Source organism: Streptomyces sp. NPDC050738 (assembly GCF_040654175.1).
Taxonomy (GTDB): domain Bacteria; phylum Actinomycetota; class Actinomycetes; order Streptomycetales; family Streptomycetaceae; genus Streptomyces.
Window position 1 is genome coordinate 316294 of record NZ_JBFAHN010000006.1, and the last position, 25429, is coordinate 341722.

Here is a 25429-nt window from a genome sequence, read left to right on the forward strand (position 1 = left end):
ACAACAGGTGCTGAGTGAGGGGACGGAGCCACCACATGCCAGAAGAGAAACCACCACCACCCGTGGTCACGCCGGTGCGCGTGATCATCGCGCTCTGCCTGATCGCGCCCTTCGTTTCCATGCTCTGGGTGAGCAGTTACGCGAAGGTCGACCCGGACTTCATCGGCATCCCGTTCTTCTACTGGTACCAGATGCTCTGGGTGCTCATCTCGACCGCGCTCACGATGGTCGCGTACAAGCTGTGGCAGCGTGACCAGCGCGCCCGCAAGGCCGACTCGGCCCGCACGGAAGGCGCGTCCTCATGAAGACCGGCGTCAACGGCGTCGCTCTCGGCGTCTTCATCTTCTTCTTCCTGGCCGTCACGGTCATCGGCTTCATGGCCTCGCGCTGGCGCAAGGCCGAGAACGAGGCGAGTCTCGACGAATGGGGCCTGGGCGGACGGTCGTTCGGCACCTGGGTCACCTGGTTCCTGCTCGGCGGCGACCTCTACACGGCTTACACCTTCGTGGCGGTCCCGGCGGCGGTCTACGCGGCGGGCGCGGCCGGCTTCTTCGCCGTTCCGTACACCATCCTGGTCTACCCGCTCATCTTCACCTTCCTGCCGCGCATGTGGTCGGTCTCGCACAAGCACGGATACGTCACCACCTCCGACTTCGTACGCGGCCGCTTCGGCTCGAAGGGCCTGTCGCTGGCGGTCGCGATCACCGGCATCCTCGCCACGATGCCGTACATCGCGCTCCAACTGGTCGGCATCCAGGCGGTACTCGACGTCATGGGTGTCGGCGGCGAGGGCAGCAACTGGTTCATCAAGGACCTGCCGCTGCTGATCGCCTTCGCGGTGCTCGCCGCGTACACCTACTCCTCAGGTCTGCGGGCACCTGCCCTCATCGCGTTCGTCAAGGACGGCCTGATCTATCTCGTCATCATTGTCGCGATCATCTACATCCCCATCAAACTGGGCGGATTCGACGACATCTTCGCGGCGGCGGGCAAGAAGTTCGCGACGCTGAACCCGGCAACGGGCAAACCGACCGGGGCACTTGCCCCCGGCGAGGCGGGCCAGTGGGGTTACGCCACGCTCGCCCTCGGCTCGGCGCTCGCGCTCTTCATGTACCCGCACTCGATCACCGCGACGCTCTCCTCGCGCAGCCGCAACGTGATCCGCCGCAACACCACGATCCTGCCGCTGTACTCCCTGATGCTGGGGCTCCTCGCCCTGCTCGGTTTCATGGCGATCGCGGACGGCATCAAGGTCAAGAACGGGCAGCTGGCGATCCCGCAGCTCTTCGAGAACATGTTCCCGGACTGGTTCGCGGGCGTCGCCTTCGCGGCGATCGGCATCGGTGCGCTGGTGCCTGCGGCGATCATGTCGATCGCGGCGGCGAACCTCTTCACCCGCAACATCTACCGGGACTTCATCAAGCCGGACGCCTCCCCGGCGCAGGAGGCCAAGGTCTCCAAGCTGGTCTCGCTCCTGGTGAAGGTGGGGGCGCTCGCCTTCGTCCTGACGATGGACAAGACGGTCGCGATCAACTTCCAGCTCCTGGGCGGCATCTGGATCCTCCAGACGATGCCTGCGCTGGTCGGCGGCCTGTTCACCCGCTGGTTCCACCGTTGGGCGCTGCTGGCGGGCTGGGCGGCCGGTATGGCGTACGGAACCTTCGCCGCGTTCGGCGTCGCCTCGCCGACGCAGAAGCACTTCGGCGGCTCGTCGAAGGAGATCCCCGGTATCGGGGAGATCGGCTACATCGGCCTGACGGCGTTCGTGCTGAACGTGGTGGTCGTGGTCGTCCTGACCTTCATCCTGAAGGCGGCCAAGGCCCCCGAGGGCGTCGACGAGACGTCCCCGTCGGACTACACGGCCGACGTGGGCGACAAGGGCGTGGACGCCGAACTCCCGCCGGCGACGGCGACCACGCACTGACGTCGGGGGCGGGTTGGGGGTGCGGGTGCGGGTGCGGGTGCGGGTGCGGGTGCGGGTGCGGGTGCGGGTGCGGGTCGCCTGCGGCGCAGTCCCCTACCCGCCCCTTCCCGAACTGGGGCAGGCTCCAGGCCCCGAGCCCCGTAGCGGGGGTCCGGGGGCTGAAATGCGCAGAGCCAGGGGCGCGGGGAACTGCGCGACCAGCCACAGCGCACCCGCGCATACAAACCGAGCCCGGGGGTCCGGGGCAGAGCCCCGGTTTCGGGAAGGGGCGGGATCGGGGAAAAAATCCCCCGCCCCGGCCCAGCCGCCTGGGCACACTGCGCCCATGGACATCACCATCCGCCGCGCGGAGCCCACCGAATACGCCGCCCTCGGCGACCTCACCGCCGCCGTCTACCTCCACGCCGGCTTCCTCGACCTCGGCGAGGACGACCCCTATGCCGACACCCTCCGCGACGTCCCCGCCCGCGCCATCGGCGCCGACGTCCTCGTCGCCGTACGCGATGACGACGGCCACCTCCTCGGCGGCGTGACCTACGCCCCGCCCGGCAGCCGCTGGGCCGACATCGCCGGCCCGCACGAGGCGGAGTTCCGTACCCTCGCCGTCGACCCGGCCGCCCGCGGACAGGGCGTCGGCGAAGCCCTCGTACGCGCCTGCATCGACCGCGCCCGAGCCACGCCCCACGTCGAGAACCTTGTTCTTTCGACGCAGCGAACCATGCTCGCGGCCCACCGGATGTACGACCGCCTGGGCTTCACAAGGACCCCGGAGCGCGACTGGGCTCCCGTCCCCAACGTCTCTTTGCTGACGTACAGCTTGAAGCTCTGACGCGACCCGACACAACATATGGGGGGTGCCACATCGAGCGCCCCCCACATGTATGCTCGTGCTCGCTGTCGCCGCAGGGGAATCCGGTGCGAGTCCGGAACTGTCCCGCAACGGTGTGAAAAGTCCGAAGACCTGCCGTCAGCACGCCCGCTTCGACCGAAGCGGACACGATACGTCCGGGCCTCGCGGTTGGGCCTGCGGATGCTGTACGGAGTGCTGCCCCCACGCGCCCTCGTACGTCACCCGTGTGCCCCCGCCGGCCCGCCTGCCGAGCGAGAGAGAGCGCACCGTGACCATTGCGCCCACTGCACCTGCTGCCCCCATCACCAGCAGCACCGAGCAGGACGCCGATGGACCAGGAACCGCACTGCTGCGGACCCTGACCGACCTCACCGCCGACCTCACCGACACGGATCCGGGCCGCGTCGCCGCCGCCGCGCTCCGCGGCCGGCACGCAGGGTCGGACGCGGCCGAACTCCGGGAGCTGGCCACGGAAGCCGCCGCGGGACTGATCTCCGAGGACCCGGCCTACTCGCGCCTCGCCGCCCGCCTCCTGACGATCTCCATCGCCGAGGAAGCCGCGACCCAGGGCGTCACGTCCTTCTCGACGTCCGTCGCCGTCGGCCACCGCGAGGGCCTGATCGCGGACCGCACCCACGCCTTCGTCGAAGCACACCTCGCCCGCCTCGACGCGCTCGTCGACACGGCCGCCGACGACCGCTTCGGCTACTTCGGCCTGCGCACCCTCTACAGCCGCTACCTGCTCCGCCACCCCATCACCCGCAAGGTCATCGAGACCCCACAGCACTTCATGCTGCGCGTGGCCTCCGGCCTCGCCGAGGACGAGACCCCGCGCGCCGTGGACGAAGTGGCCGCGCTCTACGGCCTGATGAGCCGCCTCGACTACCTCCCCTCATCCCCCACCCTCTTCAACTCGGGCACCCGCCACCCGCAGATGTCCTCCTGCTACCTCCTGGACTCCCCCCTGGACGAGCTGGACTCCATCTACGGCCGCTACCACGAGGTCGCCCGCCTCTCGAAGCACGCGGGCGGCATCGGCCTCTCGTACAGCCGCATCCGCTCGCGCGGCTCGCTCATCCGCGGCACGAACGGCCACTCCAACGGCATCGTCCCGTTCCTCAAGACCCTCGACGCCTCGGTCGCCGCGGTGAACCAGGGCGGCCGCCGCAAGGGCGCGGCCGCGGTCTACCTGGAGACCTGGCACTCCGACATCGAGGAGTTCCTGGAGCTGCGCGACAACACGGGCGAGGACGCGCGCCGTACGCACAACCTCAACCTGGCCCACTGGATCCCCGACGAGTTCATGCGCCGCGTGGACTCCGACGGCCAGTGGTCGCTGTTCTCCCCCGCCGACGTCCCCGAGCTGGTGGACCTGTGGGGCGACGACTTCGACGCCGCGTACCGCAAGGCCGAGGCGGCGGGTCTGGCCCTGAAGACCATCCCCGCCCGGGAGTTGTACGGCCGGATGATGCGCACCCTCGCGCAGACCGGCCAGGGCTGGATGACCTTCAAGGACGCCTCGAACCGTACGGCCAACCAGACCGCCGAGCCCGGCACCGTCGTCCACTCCTCGAATCTCTGCACCGAGATCATCGAGGTCACCAACGACGGCGAGACGGCCGTCTGCAACCTCGGCTCGGTCAACCTCGGCTCCTTCGTGGCCGACGGCGGGATCGACTGGGAGCGCCTGGACGAGACGGTCCGCACCGCGGTCACCTTCCTGGACCGCGTGGTCGACATCAACTTCTACCCGACCGACCAGGCGGGCCGCTCCAACAACAAGTGGCGTCCGGTGGGCCTGGGCGCGATGGGCCTGCAGGACGTCTTCTTCCAGCTGCGGCTGCCCTTCGACTCCCCCGAGGCGAAGGCGCTGTCCACCCGTATCTCCGAGCGGATCATGCTCGCGGCGTACGAGGCGTCCGCGGACCTCGCCGAGCGCAACGGCCCCCTCCCCGCCTGGGAGAAGACCCGCGCGGCCCGCGGTGTCCTGCACCCCGACCACTACGGCGTCACGCCCACCTGGCCGGAGCGCTGGGACGCACTCCGCACCCGTATCGCCGCGACCGGAATGCGTAACTCCCTGCTCCTGGCGATCGCCCCCACCGCGACGATCGCCTCGATCGCGGGCGTCTACGAGTGCATCGAGCCCCAGGTCTCCAACCTCTTCAAGCGCGAGACGCTCTCGGGTGAATTCCTGCAGGTCAACGCCTACTTGGTGGAGGACCTGAAGAAGCTCGGCGTCTGGGACGCCCAGTCCCGTGAGGCGCTGCGCGAGGCGAGCGGCTCGGTCGCGGACTTCAGCTGGATCCCCGCGGACGTGCGTGCGCTGTACCGCACCGCGTGGGAGATCCCGCAGCGCGGCCTGATCGACATGGCGGCGGCGCGCACCCCGTACCTGGACCAGTCGCAGTCGCTGAACCTCTTCCTGGAGACGCCGACCATCGGGAAGCTCTCCTCGATGTACGCGTACGCCTGGAAGCAGGGCCTGAAGACGACGTACTACCTGCGCTCCCGCCCGGCCACCAAGATCGCCCGCGCCGCCGCGAAGTCGACCCCCATCCCCGTACAGCAGGCCACCGAGGCCACCGACGCCGAAGCGCTCGCCTGCTCCCTTGAGAACCCCGAGTCCTGCGAGGCGTGCCAGTAATCATGAGCAACAACGACAAGAACCTCCTCGACCCGGGCTTCGAGCTGACCCTGCGCCCCATGCGCTACCCGGACTTCTACGAGCGCTACCGGGACGCGATCAAGAACACCTGGACGGTCGAGGAGGTCGACCTCCACTCCGACGTCGCCGACCTCGCGAAGCTCAGCCCCGGCGAGCAGCACATGATCGGCCGGCTGGTCGCGTTCTTCGCGACGGGCGACTCGATCGTCTCGAACAACCTGGTCCTCACCCTCTACAAGCACATCAACTCCCCCGAGGCGCGCCTGTATCTCTCGCGTCAGCTCTTCGAGGAGGCCGTCCACGTCCAGTTCTACCTGACGCTCCTGGACACCTACCTCCCCAACCCGGAGGACCGGGCGGCCGCCTTCGACGCGGTGGAGGAGATCCCCTCCATCAAGGAGAAGGCCCAGTTCTGCTTCAAGTGGATGGACTCCGTCGAGAAGATCGACCGCCTGGAATCGAAGGCCGACCGCCGCCGCTTCCTGCTCAACCTGATCTGCTTCGCGGCGTGCATCGAGGGCCTGTTCTTCTACGGTGCCTTCGCCTACGTCTACTGGTTCCGCAGCCGCGGCCTGCTCCACGGCCTGGCGACCGGCACCAACTGGGTGTTCCGCGACGAGACCATGCACATGAACTTCGCGTTCGAGGTCGTGGACACGGTCCGCAAGGAGGAGCCTGAGCTCTTCGACGACGCGCTCCAGCAGCAGGTCACGGACATGATCAGGGAGGCGGTCGAGGCGGAGCTGCAGTTCGGCCGCGACCTGTGCGGTGAGGGCCTGCCCGGCATGAACACCGAGTCCATGCGCGAGTACCTCCAGTGCGTCGCCGACCAGCGCCTCACGCGTCTGGGCTTCGCGCCGGTCTACGGCTCGGAGAACCCGTTCTCCTTCATGGAGTTGCAGGGCGTCCAGGAGCTGACCAACTTCTTCGAGCGCCGCCCGTCGGCGTACCAGGTCGCGGTCGAGGGCTCCGTCTCCTTCGACGACGACTTCTAACAGCGCGCAGGGGGTGTCCGGGGAGCGAAATCATCGCGCCCCGGCACCCCGCCGCCCCTACAGTGCGCCGCATGAGTCACTTCTCCGCCGACGCGGCGACGCTCCACTACGACGACCTCGGCCCGTCGTCCGGCCTGCCCGTCGTGCTCATCCACGGGCACCCCTTCAACCGCACGCTCTGGGCGGCGCAGACGAAGGCCCTCGCCGCGGCGGGCCACCGGGTCATCGCCCCTGACCTGCGCGGTTACGGCGATTCCAGCGTCACCCCCGGCAAGGTCCTCCTGTCGGACTTCGCCGACGACATCGCGGTCCTCCTCGACCATCTGGGCCTGGCGCGCGCGGTGATCGGCGGGGTCTCCATGGGCGGCCAGATCACCATGGAGTTCCAACTCCACCACCCTCACCGGGTGTTGGCCCTGATCCTCTCCGACACCTCGCCTCTCGCGGAGACCGAGGAGGGCAAGGCGTACCGTAACGCCCTCGCGGACCGGCTCCTCGCCGAAGGGATGGCGGGATACGCGGGTGAGGTGATCGACATGATGCTCGCCGCCTACAACGTCGACGCACTCCCCGACGCGGCCGCCCATGTCCTGGCCATGATGCGTACGACCGACCCCGAAGGCGCGGCAGCAGCCCTACGCGGCCGCGCGGAACGCCCCGACCACCGCGCGACGCTCGCCGCGGTCACGGCCCCCACGCTGATCCTGGTCGGCGCCGACGACGTATACACCCCCGTCAGCGACGCCGAGTCCATCCAACGCCTGGTCCCGCACGCCACGCTCGCCGTCATCGAGGGCGCCGGGCACCTTCCCGGGGTGGAGCAGCCGGAGCGCTTCAACGCCGAGCTGCTGCGGTTCCTCGCTGCTACGGTCCCGGCATGGTGAAACGCATTCCGCCCCTGGCCGGCCCCGAGAAGGACACCCTCCTCGTCAGCATCAACCGCCACCGCGACGTGGTGCTCTGGAAGCTCCAGGGCCTCGACGAGGAGCAGGCGCGGCGCCCGCTGACACCGTCGGGGACGAATCTGCTGAGCCTGCTCAAGCATCTCTCGTACGTGGAGTACGGCTGGTTCTGCGGGACCTTCGGGCGCGAGACCGAACAACTCGGCGACCCCGAGGACGACTTGAACGTCGGCCCCGACGAGACGATCGCCGACATGGTGGCCCTCTACGGCCGAGCCCGCGCCGCAGCCGACCTCGCGGTCCACGAAGTCGGCCTCGACGGTCTCGGTACGTCCTGGGACGGGGAGACCGTCTCGATGCGCTGGGTCCTCGTCCACATGATCGAGGAGACGGCGCGCCACGCAGGCCACATGGATATCGTGCGCGAGCTGATCGACGGCGCCACGGGCGACCACGCGGGCAACTAGCCCTTCGGCCGGCGCGACAGCAGCATCAGTGTCGCCGTCGTGGTGGCGAGCAGGGCAACTGCCGCCACCAGAAGGCTCGTTCGCAGCGTCATCGCCCCGAACGCGGCCACCGCCAGCGCACCCCCGGCCTGCCTGGCCGTGTTGAAGATGCCCGCCGCCGTGCCCGCCCGCTCCGCGGGGACGCTCTCCAGGAGCAGCGCCGTCAGCGGGGTGACGGCCAGGGCTCCCGCGAAGCCGACCGGGACCATCAGCACGGCGACCAGGGCCGCCGGGGTGTGCGCGTCGACCGTCAGCAGAGCCAACAGGCCTGTGACTGTGCCCAGTTGGCCTGCCGCGATCATCGTGCGGGCGCCGAAGCGGGCGGTCAGGCGTACGGCACCGAAGTAGTTCGTCAGCGCCACCACCGCCGTCATGGGAGCGAACATCAGCCCCGCGGAGAGCGCCGACTGGCCCCGCTCTTCCTGGAACCAGAGCGAGAGCAGGAAGATCGCCCCGTAGAACGCCCCGTTCACCGCGAAGCCCGCCACCACCGCGAGGGAGACCGTACGGGAACGGAAGAGGCCCAGCGGCACCATCGGGCGGGACTGGCGTGCTTCCACCGCAAGGAACACGGTCGCCGTGAGCACCGTGAGGACGAGCGCGGGCAGGCTCGTCTCGATCACCGCGTACGTGAGGGACGCCAGCGTCAGCGCCCCCGTCACCTGGCCCGGCAGGTCGAGCGGTGCCGGGCGCTTCGGGGAGCTTGCCGTGCGCGAGAGCAGGAGCAGGCCCACCACACCCGCCGGGATGTTGATGAAGAAGATCGTCCGCCAGCCCCAGAGGCCGGTCAGCGCACCGCCCGCGATGGGGCCGGCCGCGGCTGCGACCGCCCCGCCCGTCGTCCAGACGGCGATGGCGCGGGCCCTGCGGCCCGCGTCGGGGTAGGCCTGGCGGATCAGGGAGAGGGAGGCGGGGAGCATGAGGGCCGCGGCCGATCCCTGGATCATGCGGGCCGCGATCAGCAGCCACAACTGCGGTGCCACGCCGCACAGTACGGACGCGGCGGTGAAGAGGGCGAGCCCGCCGCCGTACGCCTTCTTCGCGCCGATCCGGTCGGAGAGCGAGCCCGCGGAGAGCATCAGTGCCGCGAACATCAGCGTGTATCCGGTGACCACCCACTGGAGGCCGGTCACGCCCCCGTGGACCGAGCCGCCGATCGCGGGCAGTGCCACGTTGACGACCAGCGCGTCGAGCGCGATGACGAAGAAGCCGATGAGAGAGGCGGCCAGGACCGGTCCTGGCGAGGTGACCTGCGGGCGGGAGGGGCGGAGAAGCGTTTCGGTAGCCATGGCGGCAACCCTGGTCCCGGCCGCCCGTGCCCGGCAGACCGCGCTGTTCCTGGGTGCGCCAGGGCCCCCCACGGATCCCCACCGCGAACGCCCCTCCCCCACAATGGCGTTCATGAGCGAACTCGGCATATTCCTGCGCGCCCGCCGGTCCAGGGTCACCCCCGCCGATGTGGGTCTGCCCGAGGGCATCGGCCTTCGCCGCACACCCGGGCTGCGGCGCGAGGAGCTGGCGACGCTCGCCGGGGTGTCCATCGACTACTACACACGCCTGGAGCAGGGGAAGGAGACCCGGCCGGGCCCCGCCGTGGTCGACGCGCTCGCCGCGACCCTGCGGCTCAACGACGACGAGCACGAGCATCTGAGGGGACTCGCCGCACAGGGCGCCGCGCGCGACCCCGCGCGCTCAAAGCCCGTACCGGGCAGGACCGTCAGGCCCGGCGTGCACCAACTGCTTGAGGCCCTGCGGCCCAATCCCGCCTACGTGGTCAGCCGCACCAACGACATCCTGGCGGCCAACCCCGGCGGCTACCGGCTGCTCGCCGGCATCGAGGAGTGGCCGGCCAGGCAGCGCAACATTCTGCGGTTCTTCTTCCTGCACCCGGGCGCCCGCACCCTCTACCCGGAGTGGGAGAAGCTCGCCCCGGCCGCGGCGGGCCGGCTGCGCGCGATGGCCGGGACCGACCCCGACGCACCCGACCTGGTGGAGCTCGTGGGCGAACTGGCCGTCAAGAGCCCGGAGTTCGCCCGGCTGTGGCAGCGCTACGACGTGGAGGCGAGGGTGGACGGGCACAAGCACTTCCACCACCCCGACGTCGGCGACGTGACCCTGGGGTACGAGTCGATGACCCTGGCCAGGACCGAGGAGCAGCGCCTCGTCGCGTACCACGCGGTGCCCGGCAGCGCCGACCACGATGCGATGGTCCTGCTCGACATGGCGTCGCCCAGAGACGGGCGGCGGGGTCAGGCGGACAGCTCGTACGGAGTCGCGGGGCGCTCCGCGGAGCGCTCCGAGGGGCGCTGAGCGGCCGCCCGTGCGATCTGCCGGTCGATGCGCCGGTCGCGGGCGACCCCGGCGAGCGACGGCAGGGCGATGAGGGCGAAGACGGCGATGACGGTCAGGTAGTTCAGGAAGTTGTTCATGCATTTACTTTCCCGCGTGGCGGCCCGAAAAATGAGTGGCAGGACTGTCACGCAACCTCGAATTACTGCCACACTGGCTCCATGCTGAAGAATGTCGCCGTCGTGCTGCTCGACAACGTCCAGCCCTTCGAACTCGGCGTCGTGTGCGAGGTGTTCGGCATCGACCGCAGCGACGAGGGCCTGCCCGTGTACGACTTCGCGGTGGTCTCCGCCGCCGGTCCCGTCCTCACCACCCACGCGGGCTTCACCCTCACCACGCCCTTCGGCCTCGACCGCCTGGAAGAGGCCGACCTGATCGCGGTGCCCGCGGGCGGGGACTTCTCCTCGCGCACCTTCCCGCCCGAGCTCCTTGACGCACTGCGCCGGGCCGTGGACCGCGGGGCCCTCGTACTGAGCGTCTGCTCGGGCGTCTTCGTGCTCGGCGCGGCAGGGCTCCTCGACGGACGCCGCTGCACCATGCACTGGCGCCATGCCGCCGAGCTCGCCGTCCAGTACCCGAAGGCGATCGTCGAGCCCGACGTGCTGTACGTACAGGACGGCCGGATCATCACCTCGGCGGGCACCGCCGCCGGGATCGACGCCTGCCTGCATCTCGTACGCGAGGAGCACGGCCCCCAGGTCGCCAACGCCATCGCCCGCCGGATGGTGGTCCCGCCGCACCGCGACGGCGGCCAGGCCCAGTACATCGAGCGCCCCCTCACCCCCACCAACTGCGACCGGGTCGGCGAGGTGCTCGCCTGGATGGCGCGCCATCTGGAGGAGGAGATGACCGTGGAGGAGCTCGCGACCCGCGCCCACATGTCGCCGCGCACCTTCGCCCGCCGCTTCCAGCAGGAGACCGGGACGACGCCCTACCGCTGGCTGCTGCGCCAACGGGTGCTGTACGCCCAGGAGTTGCTGGAGGGCTCGGACCAGACAGTGGACGCGATCGCGGGCCGCGCCGGCTTCGGCACGGCGGCCGGCCTGCGCCACCACTTCCTCCGCACGCTGGGCACGACGCCCAACGCCTACCGCCGCACCTTCCGGGTGACGGAACCGGCCGCCTAGCCCCGCGACCTTGAAGGGTCAGGCGTTCGGAACGGTCTCGTAGCGCGGCGTGCCCTCTTCCATCTGCCGGAGCGCGTCCTTGCGGTCGCGCTTCGACAGACGGTCGATGTAGAGGTAGCCGTACAGGTGGTCCGTCTCGTGCTGCAGGCAGCGCGCGAAGTATCCGGTGCCCCGGACCTTGATGGGGTTGCCCTCGGCGTCCTGGCCGTGCACGACCGCGTAGTCGGGGCGGGCCAGCTCGGCGTAGGCGGTCGGCACGGAGAGGCAGCCCTCGTTGCCGTCGTCGAGGACCCGCTGGTCGGCGGGGAGCTCCTCCAGGACCGGGTTGCAGACGACACCGGTGTGGCGGACACCGTCGTCGTCCGGGCAGTCGTAGACGAAGACCTTCTGGTCGACGCCGATCTGGTTGGCGGCGAGACCCACGCCCTCGGCGGCCTTCTGGCTGGCGAACATGTCGTCGATCAGCTGCGCGAGCTCGGGGCCGAACTCCGTGACGTTCTTGCACTCCTTGTGCAGGACCGGGTTGCCGACGACGGTGATGGGGCGGGCCGTGCCGCGCGCGCGGTAGGCCTCCTCGCGGGCCTCACAGTCCTCGGTGTCCACGACGAAACCGTCATTGACCTGCTGCTCGGCCTGCTGGTCCGTCTCCTGCTGCGCCATGTCCGCCGTATGCCTTCCTCAAAACCCGAATTCGATCCCGTACAGCCTACGGGGGAGGTCAGCAGACTTCTTCCAGATCACGCCACTCACGGGTGTCCGGGGAGTCCGCGACCCACCCGTCGAGCAGCCCGCGCACCAGCCCCGCGGGCGCCGCGAGGCCGCATTCGCGCTCGGGGGACCAGAGCTCGCCGGCCGTACGGTGCCCATAGGGCCCGGGGTGCCCCGGCTCGCTGTGGTCGTGCGGGTCCAGGTGCTGCTCGCCGTCGCCCTCGTCGCTGGCCATCTTCGACTCCGAGCAGGCCCGGCAGAGCAGCCGTACGGAAGAGGACCAGTCCTCGGCGGCGAAACCGGCGTCTGCCGCCAGCCGCTCCAGGGCGTCCCGGTCGGCCTCGGTGGCCGCCTCCAGGAGAACCACCCAGGTGGGGACGGGTGAGGGGGCCCAGAGCTCGATCTCGTCGAACACGGGGAAGGAGGGGCCCGCGGCCGTCAGCCGCTCCCCGTGCGGTACGCCGTCGTGCAGCACGACCTCGCCCCAGCGCCGCCCCGAGGAGGGCAGCGGAATGGACAGGATCTCGATGCGGGCGGGGTCGAGCCGCCGGCCCCAGACCACCTCGGCCTCGCCCTCCGGGGAGAGGCGTACGGCGGCGGAACCGAGGTCCATGCCGACCGGCTCACCGGTGGCAGCGGTGGCGCCAGGCACCTTCAGCCCGTACGCCTGCCAGGCCCGCCTGGCCAGTGGCCAGTCCTGGAGCGCGGTGGCGGCGATCCCGACGTTCCACCAGTCGGGGGCGCCGGTCTCCCGGTCCAGGAGAGCCACGGCCCGCAGTCCTGCGGCCCGCGCCTGGTCCCAGTCGTGCCGGAATTTGTGCAGCAGGGCCAGGTTGAACCAGGACTCCGAGAGCCATGGCTCCAGGTCCGCCGCCCGGGTCAGAAGCGCTCCCGCGTCCTCGTACCGACCGTCTCCGATCAGCGTGAACGCGCGGTCGGTGGCCTGCCGCCACGAGGCGGAGGGCCGATGCCGTACCTTCCCGAAGATCCTCACGATTCCCGCCTGCCGGTCGCTTTCAGGTCGTATTCAGGCTGAGGTCACAGCCCCCGGACACCCTCTCTTCGCATCCAACCATGCCCGGCCGGATGCCCGCTCATTACCCAGTGGTTACCCAGGCGGGACGGGGGTGACTCCGCCCCTGGACAGGACATGGGCCAGTGATTCCACCACCGCGGGGTGGTAGTCGTGCCCGGTCCCCAGCCGCAGCCTCTCCAGGGCCTCCAGGGGGCTGCCCACCCCTCCGCTTCCCCCCGTGAGGTCCTCGTACGCATTGACCGCCCGTACGATCCGGGCGGCCGGCGGCTGCTCCCGGTAGGGATCCGCCTGCCGCTCCACGACGACCGCGACCTCGGCGTCCACCCCGGTCTGGCGCACCACGGCCCCGCCGAGCAGCGCGATCCTGCGCTGTTCGGCGGCGGGCAGCGGTTCGGTGGCCCCGTCGGGCACCGGATCGATGAGGGACAGCTGCCCGATGTCGTGCATCAGGGCCGCGTACTCCAGGACGGTCAGCTCCGGCTCGGAGAACCCCAGCTCTCGCCCGACCGCCCGGCTGAGCGCGGCGACCCGGCGGGCATGCCCGGGCGGGGTGTACCCGGCCACCTCGGTGGCGCGGGCGAGCGAGGTGATGGTCTGGGCGTACGTCGTCCGTACGACCGCGTAGCGGCGCAGCGAGAGCTGGGTGAGCAGGAGCGGTACGGAGACGACAGGAAGCGCCCACAGCCCGGCGACGGCCACCCCCAGCGCCATGACGACGCCGGTGGCGCAGACGGCGGAGCCGATGCCGATCAGCCCGCGCAGTTCGTCGCGGAGGAGGGGGCCGTACGGATAGCGGGTACGGGCCCGCACCATGGCGGCGGCGAGGACGGCGTCGCAGAGTGCGGTCAGCACCAGGAGGAGCAGCAGGACGAGCACGAAGTACGGCCCGCCCCCCACCCACTCCATCAGCCGCCCGGAGTTGTACAGCGGCTGGAAGCAGACCGCGGCGAACCCGACGGTCAGCACCCGACGGGCCATGTGGTCCAGGTCGGGCCCCCGCCCCAGCGCCACATGGGGCACGGCCCCGACGAGCGCCCCGGCCACCACGACGGCCACGACCTGCAGCGCACCGTGACTGGTGGGACGCCCCCCGTCCTGCCCGAGAAGGGCGTACGCAAGCGCCCCGGCGGCCCCCAGCGGCGCCGGCTCGCGATCCAGCTGCCCCCGGCGCACGACCTCCCCGACGGCGACGAGCACCCCGAAGGCGAGCGCGGCCCCGGGCTCGACCACCCCGCCCCAGAGGGTCCACCCGACCCCGAGCAGGGTGACGGCAAAGGCGGCGCCGTACACACCGCGCACGACCACCGGAACCCGGCGAGTCACCCGAGCCCCCTGCGACCGTCCGGCGCACCGACCCCGGGCAGATCAAGCCCGTCCGGCGCTTGAGGTCCGGGGTCCGGGGCGGAGCCCCAGGATCGGGAAGGGGCGGGGTGCGGGAGAAGGCCTCGCCCAGCGGCCCCGCCCGCCCCGACGCCCACCCCGTCATCGGCGGTGACGGCGGGCCGCCACCCCTCCCGCCCGAGCGCGGCGACAAACGCATCGACGATCCCCGGATCGAACTGCACCCCCGCACACCGCCGGAGCTCCTCCACCGCCGCAGCCACAGGCCGGGCCCGCTGATACGACCGCGTGGAGGTCATCGCATCGAAGGCATCCGCGACAGCCACCACCCGCGCGAACTCCGGAATCTGCTCCCCGGCGAGCCCGTACGGATACCCGCTCCCGTCCAGCCGCTCATGGTGATGCAGGATCGCCGCCCGGGCCTCCCCCAGAAAGCCGATCCCGCGCACCATCTCGTGCCCGTACTCCGGATGCAGCTCGATGACCCGCCGCTCCTCCGGCGTCAGCGGCCCGTCCTTGCGCAGCAGCCGCGTGGGCACCCCCAGCTTCCCCACGTCGTGCAGGATTCCGGCGAACCGCAGCACCTCGAGCCGCTCCCCGTCCATCCCCAGCTCCCGCGCGATCATCGCGGAGGCCTGCCCGACCCGCTCGCTGTGCCCGCGGGTGTACCGGTCCTTGATGTCGACCGCCTGGACCAGAGCGCGGATGGTGGCCTGATGAGCGGCCTGCTCCCGGTGGTACTGGGCGAACACCCAACTGGAGATGTACATCGGCAGCAGCACGAAAAGCGCGGCCCCCGGCCCGTACACGCTCCGCCACAGGACGGCCATCATCAGCCCCGCGAGACCATGGACCAGGTGCGGTGCGAGCGAGGGCACCAGCAGCCCGCGCCAGGCGGTCCGCAGCGGAAGCCTCTCCGCCGTGGCGAGGATCCCGCCGTCGAGCACGGTCAGGGTCAGACAGAAGGCCAGCGTGGTGACCAGTGCGGGCACCAGCATCCACGGAAGCTCACCCGCTCCCCGCTCCCCCACCACCCCGTAGACCTGCGCCGACACCCATACGGCGAGGGCGAGTTGGGCGGCACGCCACACTCTGCGCACCGTGTACGGCCGGTCCTCGACCTTGCCGGCGAGCGCTCCAGGTACAGCCACCAGCGCGGCAGCCGCGGGCGGCAGCAGCAGGGCGGCGGCCAGCAGCACGGGAAAGAAGGCCCCGGACCCCAGCGACCGGCGGCCGAGCAGCTCACACCCCGCGTAGAGGGCGGCGAGCAGGGCGACGGCGCGCCACGGCGTACGGCCGCCGTCCATCTCCGCGGGCAGGGCGCACATCAGGGCCCCCAGTACGGCGCACAGCACGTAGACGCGCGCCCCTGCAGGCAGTCCCCGCATCAGCCCTCACCCTCTCCTCACCCTTTCCTCGTACAGGTTGGGGAGAATAGGCGCGCTGAGGTCACCAGGGGGCCGATTCGGGCTTCGTGCAGCACCTTCGGGTGACAGACCGATGCTTTCCCCATGCAAAAGAGGCCGCGACGCGGACGTCACGGCCTCTTTCAAGTCCCTTGCGGAAAGGGGAAGTTCACTCCTTGGCGGCAGCCGGCGAATCCGCGCTCGCCACCGTCACGTCCTGCTCGGGCACCGCCTGCCCCGACCGGATCAGATCGATCCGCCCCATGACCTTGGACCGCAGGTCGGCAGGCACGTCGTCACTGCCGCAGCACCGCTTCACCAGCTTCTTCACGGCCTGCTCGAGGCCGTACTTCTCCAGGCACGGCGAGCACTCGTCAAAGTGCACCTCGAACTTGGTGCAGTCCGTGTCGGGCATCTCATGGTCAAGAAACTCATAGAGATGGTCCAGGACCTCGGAGCATTCCGTCTCGTGCGGCTCTCCGCAGCTCATGAGCCCGAGCCTTTCGCTTCGTCCGACTCTCCGGCGCCCGCCGGAACCAGCCCGCGGTCACGGGCGTAGTCCTCGAGCATGCCGCGCAGCTGCCGGCGGCCGCGGTGCAGTCGGGACATCACCGTTCCGATGGGTGTCCCCATGATGTCTGCGATCTCCTTGTACGCAAAGCCCTCTACGTCCGCGAGATACACGGCGATGCGGAATTCCTCCGGGATCGCCTGCAGTGCTTCCTTCACGTCCGAGTCGGGCAGGTGGTCGAGCGCCTGCGACTCGGCCGACCGGAGTCCGGTCGACATGTGGGACTCGGCACGCGCGAGCTGCCAGTCCTCGATCTCCTCCGCACCACTGCGCAGCGGCTCGCGCTGCTTCTTGCGGTAGGAGTTGATGAAGGTATTGGTCAGGATGCGGTACATCCACGCCTTGAGGTTGGTTCCCTCGCGGAACTGGTGGAAGGATCCGTACGCCTTCGCATACGTCTCCTGCACCAGGTCCTCGGCGTCGGCCGGGTTACGCGTCATACGCAGCGCGGCCGAGTACATCTGGTCGAGGAATCCGAGAGCGTCCCGCTCGAAGCGTGCATTGCGCTCGGCGGTCGTCTCCTCCGCGTGGCCGTCTTCGGTCCCTGTGTCGGTACCAGTGACCGGACCCACCTCCTCCAACGCCATGGCAGGTCCGAATGCGGACCCACTCGAATCGGAGGATAGACGAACATCCATCCCGTCCGCCGCTCGAACGGAAGCGGCCTTGGCCCCCGAAAGCACCGTCCACTCCAGGTCAGCAGCTTGCGGGCGGCGCGGGCAGATGGTCGAACCCATGCGACGGACTCCCTCTCCACGTTCGGGGCCCGTAAGGACCCTCAAGAACCTTCTGTCCGCCACAACAGTGGTCCCGTGCTCAACATTCCCGGAGCATCCGCACCCACTCGGCGACCCCGTCCGTGATGACGCCCAGCGCCTGCTCCTGCGTCAGCGGTCCCCGCTTCGGGACAGCGAACCCATGGTCCCCACCGCCCACTTCCACCAGCCCGTACTCCCCCTCCGGGAACTCGGCGGGCTTCCCGAAGGGATCGTTCCCGCCCTGTACGACCAGCGTGGGGACGCCCGCGCCCAGCAGCTCCTCGCTGCGGGACTTCTCCGGCCTGCCCGGGGGATGCAGCGGAAAGCTGAGCGCGAGGACCCCGCAGGCCCCCAGCTCGCCCGCGGTCCGGCAGGCCACCCGCGCGCCCGCGCTCCGGCCTCCGGCGACGACGGGCAGCCCGGGCTTCTCCAGTACGGGCCAGACGGCCCGCCACCCCACGTCGAGGGTCTTCGGGGCGGGAGCGACCTTCTTCCCGGCGACCCGCCACGGCTGCTCCACCAGCGCGACCGTCACCCCCAGCGGAGGCAGCGCCCCGGCAAGAGCCTGCAGATCCCGCGCCTCGATCCCACCCCCGGCCCCGTGCCCCAGGGCCACGACCAGCCACGGCTTCTTCCCGGGGTACCAGGTGACGCGGGCTTCCCCGATGTCCGTCTCAACACTCTCGACTCGGCTCACGGACCACATCCTGCCGGTGGAAGGTGCCGCAGCCGCGAACGGCGCTCAGCGCACTTCAAAAGGGCAGGGGGCGCCGAAGCGCCCGGTGCGCCGGACCCGCGGCCGCCGACGGTGCTCAGCACCCCACAAGAAGGCCCGCACTGTCCCCTCAACCTGCACGGGTGGTGCGGGTGGGAACCCCGCGCGGCCGCCAGGCCGTGCGCACCACAACGCACCCGCACCCGCACCCGCACCCGCACCCGCAAAACGTCAGAACAACGTCCCGACCTCCGGCCCGTCCAGCTCGGTCACCAGCTCCGGCCCGTTGTTACGGACATTGCTCACAGCAGTCGGCACCGGAAAGGCCCGCACGAGCCCAGCCGGCGGCGGCGCGAGCAGCCCCCGCACCTCCTCCGCCTCGGTCAACGCCGGATCCAGCCAGTCCGACCACCGCTCGCGCGGCAGCATCAACGGCATCCGCGGATGGATCTCCGCCAGCGACGCGGGCCCCGCCCCACCCCCGTACCCCGCCAGCGGCGTCGTCTCCGCCTCGGTCGTCACGATCGTGCAGGTCGCCCACCACGCCAGCTCATGATCGTCAGGAAGCGTCCGGTCCCGCCAGAACTCGTACAGCCCGGCGAAGGCCATCACCGACCCGTCGGCAGGCGTCACGAAGTACGGCTGCTTCCTGGGCCGCTTCTTCTTCCCCTCGACTTCCAGCCCCCGCTCCTCCGCGGCGGTCACCCACTCGTAATAGCCGTCAGCGGGAACGATGCAGCGCCGCGCCGCGAAGGGCCGCCGGAACGACGGCTTCTCGTGGACGGTCTCCGCCCGCGCGTTGATCATCCGCGCCCCGCCCTCGGGCGTTTTCGCCCAGGACGGCACAAGCCCCCACTTCAAGGTCCGCAGCTGACGAACCGGACGGCCATCCTCGGCGTCCTTTACAGGACGCTCCAGAATCACGTACACCGACTTGGTCGGTGCCACGTTCCAGTCCGGAGCCAGAGCTTCCGTCGGATCCCATTTTTCGATCTCAAAGATTCCTGCGAGATCCTCGGCCTTACGACTCGACGCATACCGTCCGCACATACGTCCCAGCCTGCCACCCCCGAGGAGCCCCCCGCAGATGGATCGCATCTTCGGCACCCAGCCCGACCCCGACCAGTGGCTGGTCATAGGTGCCGCCGCGCTGGCCCTGGCCGCAGTGGTCCCCCACTCCGTCTGGCGCCTGTCCCGCAACGCCGTCACCATCGCCCACGAGGGCGGTCACGGCCTGGTCGCGCTGCTCACCGGCCGCCGCCTCGACGGCATCCGGCTGCACTCCGACACCTCGGGCCTCACGGTGAGCCGCGGCAAACCGCACGGCCCCGGCATGATCCTCACGGCCGCCGCCGGGTACACCGCCCCTCCCCTCCTCGGCCTCGGTGGCGCGGCGCTCCTCGCCGCGAACCACATCACCCTGCTCCTGTGGGCGGTCAGCGCCCTGCTCATCGCGATGCTGGTCATGATCCGGAACGCGTACGGCGCTCTCACCGTGATCGTCACGGGCGCGGCCTTCGTCCTGATCTCCTGGCTCACCGGCCCCCAGGTGCAGGCGGCGTTCGCGTACACGGCCGTCTGGTTCCTGCTCATCGGCGGCGTACGCCCCGCCTTCGAACTCCAGGCCAAGCGCCGCCGCTACAACGCGGGCGACTCAGACGCGGACCAGCTCGCCCGCCTCACGCACGCCCCCGCGGCCCTCTGGCTCCTCCTGTTCCACATCGTCTCGCTCTGCTGCCTCATCGGCGGCGGCCGCTGGCTGCTCGGCTTGTGACTCTCCCCCGCAAGCCGTGCCCCTCGTCTGGCGCCCCGTCCAGTGACCCGCCAGTAAACTGCGAGCCATGACCGAAAGCTCCGTGCACACCGCCCTCTGGCCCGCCCCCCATGCCGTAGGGGCCGTCGACGCGACGGTCACCGTGCCCGGATCGAAGTCGGTCACCAACCGCGGTCTGGTCCTCGCCGCGCTCGCCGCCGAGCCCGGCTGGCTCCGCCGCCCGCTGCGCTCCCGCGACACCCTCCTCATGGCCGAGGCGCTGCGCGCCATGGGCGTCGGCATCGAGGAAGGCGTCGGCCCCGACGGTTCCGGTGAGGCCTGGCGCGTCATCCCGGCCGGCCTGCACGGCCCGGCCACCATCGACGTCGGCAACGCGGGTACGGTCATGCGCTTCCTGCCACCCGTCGCCGCGCTGGCCAACGGCCCCATCCGCTTCGACGGCGACCCCCGTTCGTACGAACGCCCGCTGCACGGTGTCATCGACGCGCTGCGCGCCCTCGGCGCCCGTATCGACGACGACAGCCGCGGCGCCCTCCCGCTCACGGTCCACGGCAGCGGGGCCCTGGACGGCGGCCCGGTCGAGATCGACGCCTCCTCCTCGTCCCAGTTCGTCTCCGCGCTGCTGCTCTCCGCCCCCCGCTTCAACCAGGGGGTGGAGGTACGTCACACGGGCGCGACCCTCCCCTCCATGCCGCACATCCGGATGACCGTCGACATGCTCCGGTCCATCGGCGCCCAGGTCGACGAGCCGGAGACGGGCGGCGAGCCCAACGTCTGGCGGGTCTCCCCCTCCGCGCTGCTGGGCCGCGACCTGACCGTCGAGCCCGACCTGTCCAACGCCCAGCCGTTCCTGGCCGCGGCCCTGATCACCGGCGGCCGTGTCACGATCCCCGACTGGCCGTCCCGCACCACGCAGCCCGGTGACGCGCTCCGCGAGATCTTCACGGAGATGGGCGGGACCTGCGAACTGACCGCCCAGGGCCTCACCTTCACCGGCACGGGCACGATCCACGGCATCGATGTCGACCTGAGCGAGGTCGGCGAGCTGACCCCCGGCATCGCGGCCGTCGCGGCCCTCGCCGACTCCCCGTCCACCCTCCGCGGCGTGGCCCACCTGCGCCTGCACGAGACGGACCGGCTGGCCGCGCTCACCAAGGAGATCAACGAGCTCGGCGGCGATGTCACCGAGACCGCCGACGGGCTGCACATCAAGCCGCGCGCGCTGCACGGCGGCACGTTCCACACGTACGACGACCACCGGATGGCGACGGCGGGCTCCATCATCGGGCTCGCGGTGGAGGGCGTTCGGATCGAGAACGTGGGCACGACCGCGAAAACGCTCCCCGACTTCCCGAAGATGTGGACCGAAATGCTCGGGGTCTGACGCGATGCGCCGCTACGGCAAGAACCCCGACGAGGACGACATCCGCGTCCGCCCCAACCCCAAGGGCAACCGCCCCCGCACCAACATCCGCCCCAAGCACGAGGAAGCGGCCGAGGGCATGGTCCTCACCGTGGACCGGGGCCGCCTCACCGTCCTCATCGAGGGCCGCGCGGTCCACGCGATGAAGGCCCGCGAACTGGGCCGCAAGGCCGCCGTGGTGGGCGACCAGGTGATGGTGGTCGGAGACCTCTCGGGCGACAAGGACACCCTGGCGCGCATCGTCCGCATCCAGCCCAGGACCTCGGTCCTGCGCCGTACGGCCGACGACGACGACCCGTACGAGCGCGTGGTCGTCGCCAACGCCGACCAGCTCGCCATCGTCACCGCGCTCGCCGACCCCGAGCCGCGCCCGCGCATGATCGACCGCTGTCTGGTCGCGGCGTACGACGGCGGGCTCTCGCCCCTCCTCGTCCTGACCAAGTCCGACCTGGCCTCCGCGGACGAACTCCTGGAGTCCTACGGCGCACTCGACATCCCCTATGTCGTCACCAGCCGCGACGAACTGGCGAAGGGCGAGGCCGCCGACCGCGTACGGGACTTCCTCAACGACAAGATCACCGCCTTCGTCGGCCACTCGGGCGTCGGCAAGACGACCCTGGTCAACGCGCTCGTCCCCGAGGACCGCCGGCGTTCGACGGGACACGTCAACGCCGTCACGGGGCGCGGCCGCCACACCACCACATCGGCGCTCGCGCTCCCCTTGCCGGGCGGACGCGGCTGGGTGGTCGACACTCCGGGCGTGCGCTCTTTCGGACTCCACCATGTGGACCCTTCGCGCGTGATCCTGGCCTTCCCCGACCTCGTACCGGGGACGGAGGAGTGCCCGCGCGCCTGCAGCCACGACGAACCGGACTGCGCCCTGGACGCCTGGGTGGCCGATGGCCACGCGGACCCGGCCCGGCTGTACTCGCTGCGCCGGCTGCTCGCCACCCGGGAACGACGCGAGGGCGACTGACCGTCACGTTTACCGCCACCTCCCCCTGGCTAAATGCATAATCGCACCAACTGATGACGAAGCAGTCACCAATCCGAGGGCGAAGGCGGAGGAATCAACATGCCGTGGCTGCTGGTCGTGGTCGCAGGACTCCTGGAGACGGGTTTCGCCGTCTGCCTCAAGCTCTCGCACGGGTTCTCCCGGCTCTGGCCGACGGTCGCCTTCGCCTGTTTCGCGCTCGGCAGTTTCGGCCTGCTGACGCTCGCGCTGCGGAAGCTGGACGTCGGTCCCGCGTACGCCGTGTGGACGGGTATCGGCGCGGCGGGGACCGCCATCTACGGAATGATCTTCCTGGGCGACATCGTCTCCACCCTGAAGCTGGTCTCGATCTCCTTCGTGATCGTCGGCGTCATCGGACTGCAGCTCTCGGGCTCAGCCCACTGACAGCACGCGCGGGAAGTGACAGGCGGCCCCGTCGTCGACCGCCACCGGCTCCTCGCTCGTGCACCGCGCCTTCTCCGACGCCCCGAGTCCGGCGAACACCGGGCAGCGGGCGCTGAACCGGCAGCCCTCGTAGCGGCGGGTCGGGCTCGGCGGATCGCCAGGGAGCAGGATCCTGGTGCGCTGCCGCTCGCGCTCGCGTTCCGGGTCGAGCAGCGGTACGGCCGACAACAAGGCCTGGGTGTACGGGTGTCGGGGCCGCTCGAAGATCTCCTCGACCGGTCCTGACTCGACCGTACGCCCGAGATAGACGACGCTCACCCGGTCCGCGATATGCCGTACGACGGACAGATCGTGCGAGACGAAGAGATACGCGAGGCCGAGCTCCGCCTTGAGGCGCTGGAGCAGATTGAGCACGCCGGCCTGTACCGACACATCGAGGGCCGAGACGGGTTCGTCGAGCACGAGCAGCCGGGGCTCGACGGACAGCGCCCGCGCGATCCCGATGCGCTGACGCTGACCTCCGGAGAACTCGTGCGGGAACCGGTCGGCGTGGGCCGCGTCGAGCCCCACCTGCTCCAGGAGTTCGGGAACGCGCCGGGCAGCTGCCGTACGGCGCACACCCTGCGCCCGCAGCGGTTCGGCGACGATGTCGCCCACGGTCATCCGGGGATCCAGACTGGCCATCGGGTCCTGGAAGACGATCTGCACCTGTCTGCGCAGCGCCGCGCGTCCGGCCTTGCCGAGCCCGTCGAGCGACTGCCCGAAGAGCTCGACGGTGCCGCCCTCCGGGCGCGCCAGATCGAGCAGTTCGAAGAGGGTGGTGGACTTCCCCGATCCGGACTCGCCGACGAGAGCGAGGGTCTCGCCGCGCCGGATGTCGAGGTCGACGCCGTCCACGGCATGGACGGTCCCGACGCGCCGCTTGAAGGCGGATCCCTTGAGCACGGGGAAGGTCTTGACGAGCCCGCGTACGCTCAACACGGCTTCCCCCGGGCCGTGTTGAACCACATCGGGAATCACCGGCACGGGGAACACATCCAGCACCCCGAGCCCCCGCTCGACGATCTCGCCACCCCGTACGCAGGCCACTTCATGGGCCCCGTCCAACTCATGGGCCCCCGAGGCCGTGTGGGCCCACAACTCGGGTTCCGTCTCGCGGCACCGCTCCTCGACCAGAGGGCACCGTTCCACAAATGGGCACCCTTGCAACACGGCCCCCGCCCCCGGCGGGTTCCCGGGAATGGGCACCAGCGCGCCCCCCGCCGCATCCACCCGCGGCACGGCCCCGATCAGCCCCATCGTGTAAGGCATCACGGGCCGCGCGAACAACTCCCGTACCCCCGCCGTCTCCACGACCCGTCCCGCGTACATCACCGCGACCCGGTCCGCAGCCCCCGCGATCACCCCCAGGTCATGGCTGACCAGCACCAGCGCCGCCCCCGTCTCCCGCTGGGCGGTCCGCAGGACGTCGAGGACCTGGGCCTGGATGGTGACGTCGAGTGCCGTGGTCGGCTCGTCGGCGAGGATCACATCGGGGTCGTTCGCCATCGCCATGGCGATCATCGCCCGTTGCCGCATCCCGCCGGAGAACTCGTGCGGGAAGGCCTGCGCCCGTACGTCCGGCTCCGGAATCCCCACCAGGTCGAGGAGTTCGACAGCCCTCTTGCGCGCCCGCTCCTTCGATACGTCCTGATGTGCGCGCACGGCCTCCGCGATCTGGTCCCCGATGCGGTAGACCGGGGTGAACGCGGAGAGCGGGTCCTGGAAGACCATCGCGATCCGGCTGCCCCGGACCTTCGACAGGGCCACGTCCGAGGCTCCGACCAGCTCCTGCCCGCCGAGCCGCACCGAGCCGCGTACCGCCGCATTGCCCGGCAGCAGCCCGAGGACCGCCAGCGCGGTCGCCGACTTCCCCGACCCCGACTCCCCCACCAGGCCCAGGACTTCGCCGCGCTCCAGCGAGAAGTCGACTCCGCGCACGGCAGGCCGTCCGTCGAAGTCGACCTCCAGCCCGCTCACTTTCAGTACGGCGGCCATCACTTCGATCCTTTCCTGCGCCGGGTGCGCGAGGTCGGATCGAGCGCGTCGCGCAACCCGTCCCCCACGAGATTCACCGCGAGTACGAACACGATCAGCAGGCCCGCCGCGAAGAAGAACATCCACGGGTACGTGACGGCCGCCCCCGTCGTCGACGCGATGAGCGTGCCCAGCGACACATCGGGCGACTGCACGCCGAACCCGAAGTAGGAGAGCGCCGTCTCGCTCATCACCGCCCCGCCCACCGCGATCGTCGCGTCGATGATCAGGAACGAGGCGATGTTCGGCACCACATGGCGCCAGATGATCCGGAACGGGCCGACCCCCATGTACCGGGCCGCGCGCACGAATTCGCGCTCCTTGAGCGACAGGGTCATCGACCGCACCACCCGCGCGGTGATCATCCAGCCGAAGACGGCGAGCAGCGCCACGAAGGCGAACCAGCCGCCGCCCCGCAGCCGCGGCGAGACGATCGCGATGATCAGGAACGAGGGGAAAACGAGCAGCAGGTCCACGAAGAACATCAGCACCCGGTCGGTCCACCCCCCGAAGTACCCGGCGCAGGCGCCCACCAGCGAGGCGAGCACCGTCGAGAAGAGCGCCACGAGCAGCCCGATGACGAGCGACTTCTGGAGTCCGCGCACCGTCTGCGCGAAGACGTCCTGGCCGATGCGGTTGGTGCCCCACCAGTGGTCGGCGCTCGGGCCTTCGCGCAGCGCGCCGTAGTCGATGTGCGCGTAGTCCCAGGGGCTGAGGAGGGGCCCGAGGAAGGCGAGCAGGAAGAGCAGCAGCAGGACGACGCCCCCGGCGAGCGCACCCCGGTTGTGTACGAATCTGCGCGCCACCACGCCGGCGCGCCCCACCGGCCGTGGCGGCGCGGCTCCTTGGGCTTGGGCGGCCGCGTCGGCGGCGGTCTCTATGACGGCGGTCATGACGGGTC

At 70.5% G+C, this 25429-nt stretch carries 25 protein-coding genes and 1 riboswitch; of the genes, 13 read left to right on the forward strand and 12 right to left on the reverse strand.

Going from position 1 to position 25429, the window contains the following annotated elements; translation table 11 throughout:
• Nucleotides 1–35 precede the first annotated feature (35 nt).
• From AB0H78_RS18430 to AB0H78_RS18460, 7 genes are all read left to right on the forward strand, one after another.
• Nucleotides 36–305, forward strand: a complete 270-nt coding sequence (locus AB0H78_RS18430) for a DUF3311 domain-containing protein (RefSeq protein WP_363235462.1) — start codon at nucleotides 36–38, stop codon at nucleotides 303–305.
• Nucleotides 302–1924 carry a monocarboxylate uptake permease MctP gene (gene mctP, locus AB0H78_RS18435; RefSeq protein ID WP_363235463.1) on the forward strand — a complete coding sequence of 541 codons (1623 nt, stop codon included), beginning with the start codon at nucleotides 302–304 and terminating at the stop codon, nucleotides 1922–1924. Before AB0H78_RS18430 ends, mctP begins: the two co-directional genes overlap by 4 nt.
• A 325-nt stretch (nucleotides 1925–2249) precedes the next feature.
• Complete coding sequence (locus AB0H78_RS18440) at nucleotides 2250–2753, forward strand: GNAT family N-acetyltransferase (RefSeq protein WP_363235464.1); 504 nt, start codon at nucleotides 2250–2252, stop codon at nucleotides 2751–2753.
• Between the two features lie 39 nt (nucleotides 2754–2792).
• Nucleotides 2793–2908, forward strand: a riboswitch (cobalamin riboswitch).
• A gap of 134 nt (nucleotides 2909–3042) precedes the next feature.
• Nucleotides 3043–5421 (forward strand): ribonucleoside-diphosphate reductase subunit alpha, encoded by a 2379-nt coding sequence (locus tag AB0H78_RS18445; RefSeq protein ID WP_363235465.1) that lies wholly within the window; start codon nucleotides 3043–3045, stop codon nucleotides 5419–5421.
• A 2-nt stretch (nucleotides 5422–5423) separates the two neighbouring features.
• Nucleotides 5424–6437 carry a ribonucleotide-diphosphate reductase subunit beta gene (locus tag AB0H78_RS18450; RefSeq protein ID WP_363235466.1) on the forward strand — a complete coding sequence of 338 codons (1014 nt, stop codon included), beginning with the start codon at nucleotides 5424–5426 and terminating at the stop codon, nucleotides 6435–6437.
• Between the two features lie 71 nt (nucleotides 6438–6508).
• Complete coding sequence (locus tag AB0H78_RS18455) at nucleotides 6509–7321, forward strand: alpha/beta fold hydrolase (protein ID WP_363235467.1); 813 nt, start codon at nucleotides 6509–6511, stop codon at nucleotides 7319–7321.
• Nucleotides 7315–7806 (forward strand): DinB family protein, encoded by a 492-nt coding sequence (locus tag AB0H78_RS18460; protein ID WP_363235468.1) that lies wholly within the window; start codon nucleotides 7315–7317, stop codon nucleotides 7804–7806. Before AB0H78_RS18455 ends, AB0H78_RS18460 begins: the two co-directional genes overlap by 7 nt.
• On the opposite strand, the gene AB0H78_RS18465 is transcribed toward AB0H78_RS18460, so the two are convergent.
• Complete coding sequence (locus AB0H78_RS18465; protein WP_363235469.1) at nucleotides 7803–9134, reverse strand: MFS transporter; 1332 nt, start codon at nucleotides 9132–9134, stop codon at nucleotides 7803–7805. The two genes, AB0H78_RS18460 and AB0H78_RS18465, sit on opposite strands and share 4 nt — an antisense overlap.
• A gap of 103 nt (nucleotides 9135–9237) precedes the next feature.
• Here AB0H78_RS18465 and AB0H78_RS18470 point away from each other — a divergent pair, with 103 nt between their 5' ends.
• Nucleotides 9238–10155, forward strand: a complete 918-nt coding sequence (locus AB0H78_RS18470) for a helix-turn-helix transcriptional regulator (RefSeq protein ID WP_363235652.1) — start codon at nucleotides 9238–9240, stop codon at nucleotides 10153–10155.
• Here AB0H78_RS18470 and AB0H78_RS18475 read toward each other — a convergent pair.
• Complete coding sequence (locus AB0H78_RS18475) at nucleotides 10095–10274, reverse strand: hypothetical protein (RefSeq protein WP_363235470.1); 180 nt, start codon at nucleotides 10272–10274, stop codon at nucleotides 10095–10097. The genes AB0H78_RS18470 and AB0H78_RS18475 overlap by 61 nt on opposite strands.
• Nucleotides 10275–10355: 81 nt before the next feature.
• Here AB0H78_RS18475 and AB0H78_RS18480 point away from each other — a divergent pair, with 81 nt between their 5' ends.
• Nucleotides 10356–11321, forward strand: a complete 966-nt coding sequence (locus AB0H78_RS18480) for a helix-turn-helix domain-containing protein (protein ID WP_363235472.1) — start codon at nucleotides 10356–10358, stop codon at nucleotides 11319–11321.
• An 18-nt stretch (nucleotides 11322–11339) separates the two neighbouring features.
• Here the strand turns inward: AB0H78_RS18480 and def are convergent, their stop codons facing one another.
• The 8 genes from def to AB0H78_RS18520 all read right to left on the reverse strand — a co-directional run bounded on the left by def (nucleotide 11340) and on the right by AB0H78_RS18520 (nucleotide 18906).
• The gene (gene def / locus AB0H78_RS18485; protein WP_363235473.1) at nucleotides 11340–11981 is read right to left on the reverse strand and encodes a peptide deformylase; all 642 of its coding nucleotides are present in this window, start codon (nucleotides 11979–11981) and stop codon (nucleotides 11340–11342) included.
• Nucleotides 11982–12039: 58 nt separating this feature from the next.
• On the reverse strand, nucleotides 12040–13023 hold the full coding sequence (locus tag AB0H78_RS18490) for a hypothetical protein (RefSeq protein WP_363235474.1): 984 nt from the start codon (nucleotides 13021–13023) through the stop codon (nucleotides 12040–12042).
• A gap of 114 nt (nucleotides 13024–13137) precedes the next feature.
• Nucleotides 13138–14370, reverse strand: coding sequence for an HD domain-containing protein (locus AB0H78_RS18495; protein WP_363235654.1), 1233 nt, complete (start codon nucleotides 14368–14370; stop codon nucleotides 13138–13140).
• A gap of 14 nt (nucleotides 14371–14384) precedes the next feature.
• Complete coding sequence (locus AB0H78_RS18500) at nucleotides 14385–15794, reverse strand: HD-GYP domain-containing protein (RefSeq protein ID WP_363235475.1); 1410 nt, start codon at nucleotides 15792–15794, stop codon at nucleotides 14385–14387.
• A gap of 187 nt (nucleotides 15795–15981) precedes the next feature.
• The gene (rsrA, locus tag AB0H78_RS18505; RefSeq protein ID WP_363235476.1) at nucleotides 15982–16302 is read right to left on the reverse strand and encodes a mycothiol system anti-sigma-R factor; all 321 of its coding nucleotides are present in this window, start codon (nucleotides 16300–16302) and stop codon (nucleotides 15982–15984) included.
• On the reverse strand, nucleotides 16299–16955 hold the full coding sequence (locus AB0H78_RS18510; RefSeq protein WP_206969350.1) for a sigma-70 family RNA polymerase sigma factor: 657 nt from the start codon (nucleotides 16953–16955) through the stop codon (nucleotides 16299–16301). Before AB0H78_RS18510 ends, rsrA begins: the two co-directional genes overlap by 4 nt.
• A 244-nt stretch (nucleotides 16956–17199) precedes the next feature.
• Nucleotides 17200–17847 carry an alpha/beta family hydrolase gene (locus AB0H78_RS18515; protein ID WP_363235477.1) on the reverse strand — a complete coding sequence of 216 codons (648 nt, stop codon included), beginning with the start codon at nucleotides 17845–17847 and terminating at the stop codon, nucleotides 17200–17202.
• A gap of 240 nt (nucleotides 17848–18087) precedes the next feature.
• A complete protein-coding gene (locus AB0H78_RS18520) occupies nucleotides 18088–18906 on the reverse strand; it encodes an SOS response-associated peptidase (protein ID WP_363235478.1) in 819 nt (272 codons plus the stop codon).
• A gap of 37 nt (nucleotides 18907–18943) precedes the next feature.
• Between AB0H78_RS18520 and AB0H78_RS18525 the strand changes: the two genes are divergently transcribed.
• From AB0H78_RS18525 to AB0H78_RS18540, 4 genes are all read left to right on the forward strand, one after another.
• Nucleotides 18944–19630: a M50 family metallopeptidase gene (locus AB0H78_RS18525; RefSeq protein WP_363235479.1), complete on the forward strand. Its 687-nt coding sequence runs from the start codon at nucleotides 18944–18946 to the stop codon at nucleotides 19628–19630.
• A 67-nt stretch (nucleotides 19631–19697) separates the two neighbouring features.
• On the forward strand, nucleotides 19698–21014 hold the full coding sequence (aroA, locus tag AB0H78_RS18530) for a 3-phosphoshikimate 1-carboxyvinyltransferase (RefSeq protein WP_363235480.1): 1317 nt from the start codon (nucleotides 19698–19700) through the stop codon (nucleotides 21012–21014).
• 4 nt (nucleotides 21015–21018) lie between these two features.
• Nucleotides 21019–22029 carry a ribosome small subunit-dependent GTPase A gene (rsgA, locus tag AB0H78_RS18535; RefSeq protein WP_363235481.1) on the forward strand — a complete coding sequence of 337 codons (1011 nt, stop codon included), beginning with the start codon at nucleotides 21019–21021 and terminating at the stop codon, nucleotides 22027–22029.
• Nucleotides 22030–22128: 99 nt separating this feature from the next.
• On the forward strand, nucleotides 22129–22452 hold the full coding sequence (locus tag AB0H78_RS18540) for a multidrug efflux SMR transporter (protein ID WP_363235482.1): 324 nt from the start codon (nucleotides 22129–22131) through the stop codon (nucleotides 22450–22452).
• Here AB0H78_RS18540 and AB0H78_RS18545 read toward each other — a convergent pair.
• On the reverse strand, nucleotides 22441–24489 hold the full coding sequence (locus tag AB0H78_RS18545; protein WP_363235483.1) for a dipeptide ABC transporter ATP-binding protein: 2049 nt from the start codon (nucleotides 24487–24489) through the stop codon (nucleotides 22441–22443). The two genes, AB0H78_RS18540 and AB0H78_RS18545, sit on opposite strands and share 12 nt — an antisense overlap.
• The gene (locus AB0H78_RS18550; protein WP_363235485.1) at nucleotides 24489–25421 is read right to left on the reverse strand and encodes an ABC transporter permease; all 933 of its coding nucleotides are present in this window, start codon (nucleotides 25419–25421) and stop codon (nucleotides 24489–24491) included. The genes AB0H78_RS18545 and AB0H78_RS18550 overlap by 1 nt, the downstream gene beginning before the upstream one ends.
• Nucleotides 25422–25429 lie beyond the last annotated feature (8 nt).

Coding starts and splice junctions, on each gene's coding strand:
- aroA (WP_363235480.1), top strand. CDS start 19,698: ATGACCGAAAGCTCCGTGCACACCGCCCTCTGGCCCGCCCCCCATGCC.
- AB0H78_RS18520 (WP_363235478.1), bottom strand. CDS start 18,906: ATGTGCGGACGGTATGCGTCGAGTCGTAAGGCCGAGGATCTCGCAGGA.
- AB0H78_RS18525 (WP_363235479.1), top strand. CDS start 18,944: ATGGATCGCATCTTCGGCACCCAGCCCGACCCCGACCAGTGGCTGGTC.
- AB0H78_RS18500 (WP_363235475.1), bottom strand. CDS start 15,794: ATGCGGGGACTGCCTGCAGGGGCGCGCGTCTACGTGCTGTGCGCCGTA.
- AB0H78_RS18550 (WP_363235485.1), bottom strand. CDS start 25,421: ATGACCGCCGTCATAGAGACCGCCGCCGACGCGGCCGCCCAAGCCCAA.
- AB0H78_RS18455 (WP_363235467.1), top strand. CDS start 6,509: ATGAGTCACTTCTCCGCCGACGCGGCGACGCTCCACTACGACGACCTC.
- AB0H78_RS18475 (WP_363235470.1), bottom strand. CDS start 10,274: ATGAACAACTTCCTGAACTACCTGACCGTCATCGCCGTCTTCGCCCTC.
- mctP (WP_363235463.1), top strand. CDS start 302: ATGAAGACCGGCGTCAACGGCGTCGCTCTCGGCGTCTTCATCTTCTTC.
- AB0H78_RS18450 (WP_363235466.1), top strand. CDS start 5,424: ATGAGCAACAACGACAAGAACCTCCTCGACCCGGGCTTCGAGCTGACC.
- rsgA (WP_363235481.1), top strand. CDS start 21,019: ATGCGCCGCTACGGCAAGAACCCCGACGAGGACGACATCCGCGTCCGC.
- AB0H78_RS18545 (WP_363235483.1), bottom strand. CDS start 24,489: ATGGCCGCCGTACTGAAAGTGAGCGGGCTGGAGGTCGACTTCGACGGA.
- AB0H78_RS18540 (WP_363235482.1), top strand. CDS start 22,129: ATGCCGTGGCTGCTGGTCGTGGTCGCAGGACTCCTGGAGACGGGTTTC.
- AB0H78_RS18430 (WP_363235462.1), top strand. CDS start 36: ATGCCAGAAGAGAAACCACCACCACCCGTGGTCACGCCGGTGCGCGTG.
- AB0H78_RS18515 (WP_363235477.1), bottom strand. CDS start 17,847: ATGTGGTCCGTGAGCCGAGTCGAGAGTGTTGAGACGGACATCGGGGAA.
- AB0H78_RS18465 (WP_363235469.1), bottom strand. CDS start 9,134: ATGGCTACCGAAACGCTTCTCCGCCCCTCCCGCCCGCAGGTCACCTCG.
- AB0H78_RS18480 (WP_363235472.1), top strand. CDS start 10,356: ATGCTGAAGAATGTCGCCGTCGTGCTGCTCGACAACGTCCAGCCCTTC.
- rsrA (WP_363235476.1), bottom strand. CDS start 16,302: ATGAGCTGCGGAGAGCCGCACGAGACGGAATGCTCCGAGGTCCTGGAC.
- def (WP_363235473.1), bottom strand. CDS start 11,981: ATGGCGCAGCAGGAGACGGACCAGCAGGCCGAGCAGCAGGTCAATGAC.
- AB0H78_RS18460 (WP_363235468.1), top strand. CDS start 7,315: ATGGTGAAACGCATTCCGCCCCTGGCCGGCCCCGAGAAGGACACCCTC.
- AB0H78_RS18440 (WP_363235464.1), top strand. CDS start 2,250: ATGGACATCACCATCCGCCGCGCGGAGCCCACCGAATACGCCGCCCTC.
- AB0H78_RS18470 (WP_363235652.1), top strand. CDS start 9,238: ATGGCGTTCATGAGCGAACTCGGCATATTCCTGCGCGCCCGCCGGTCC.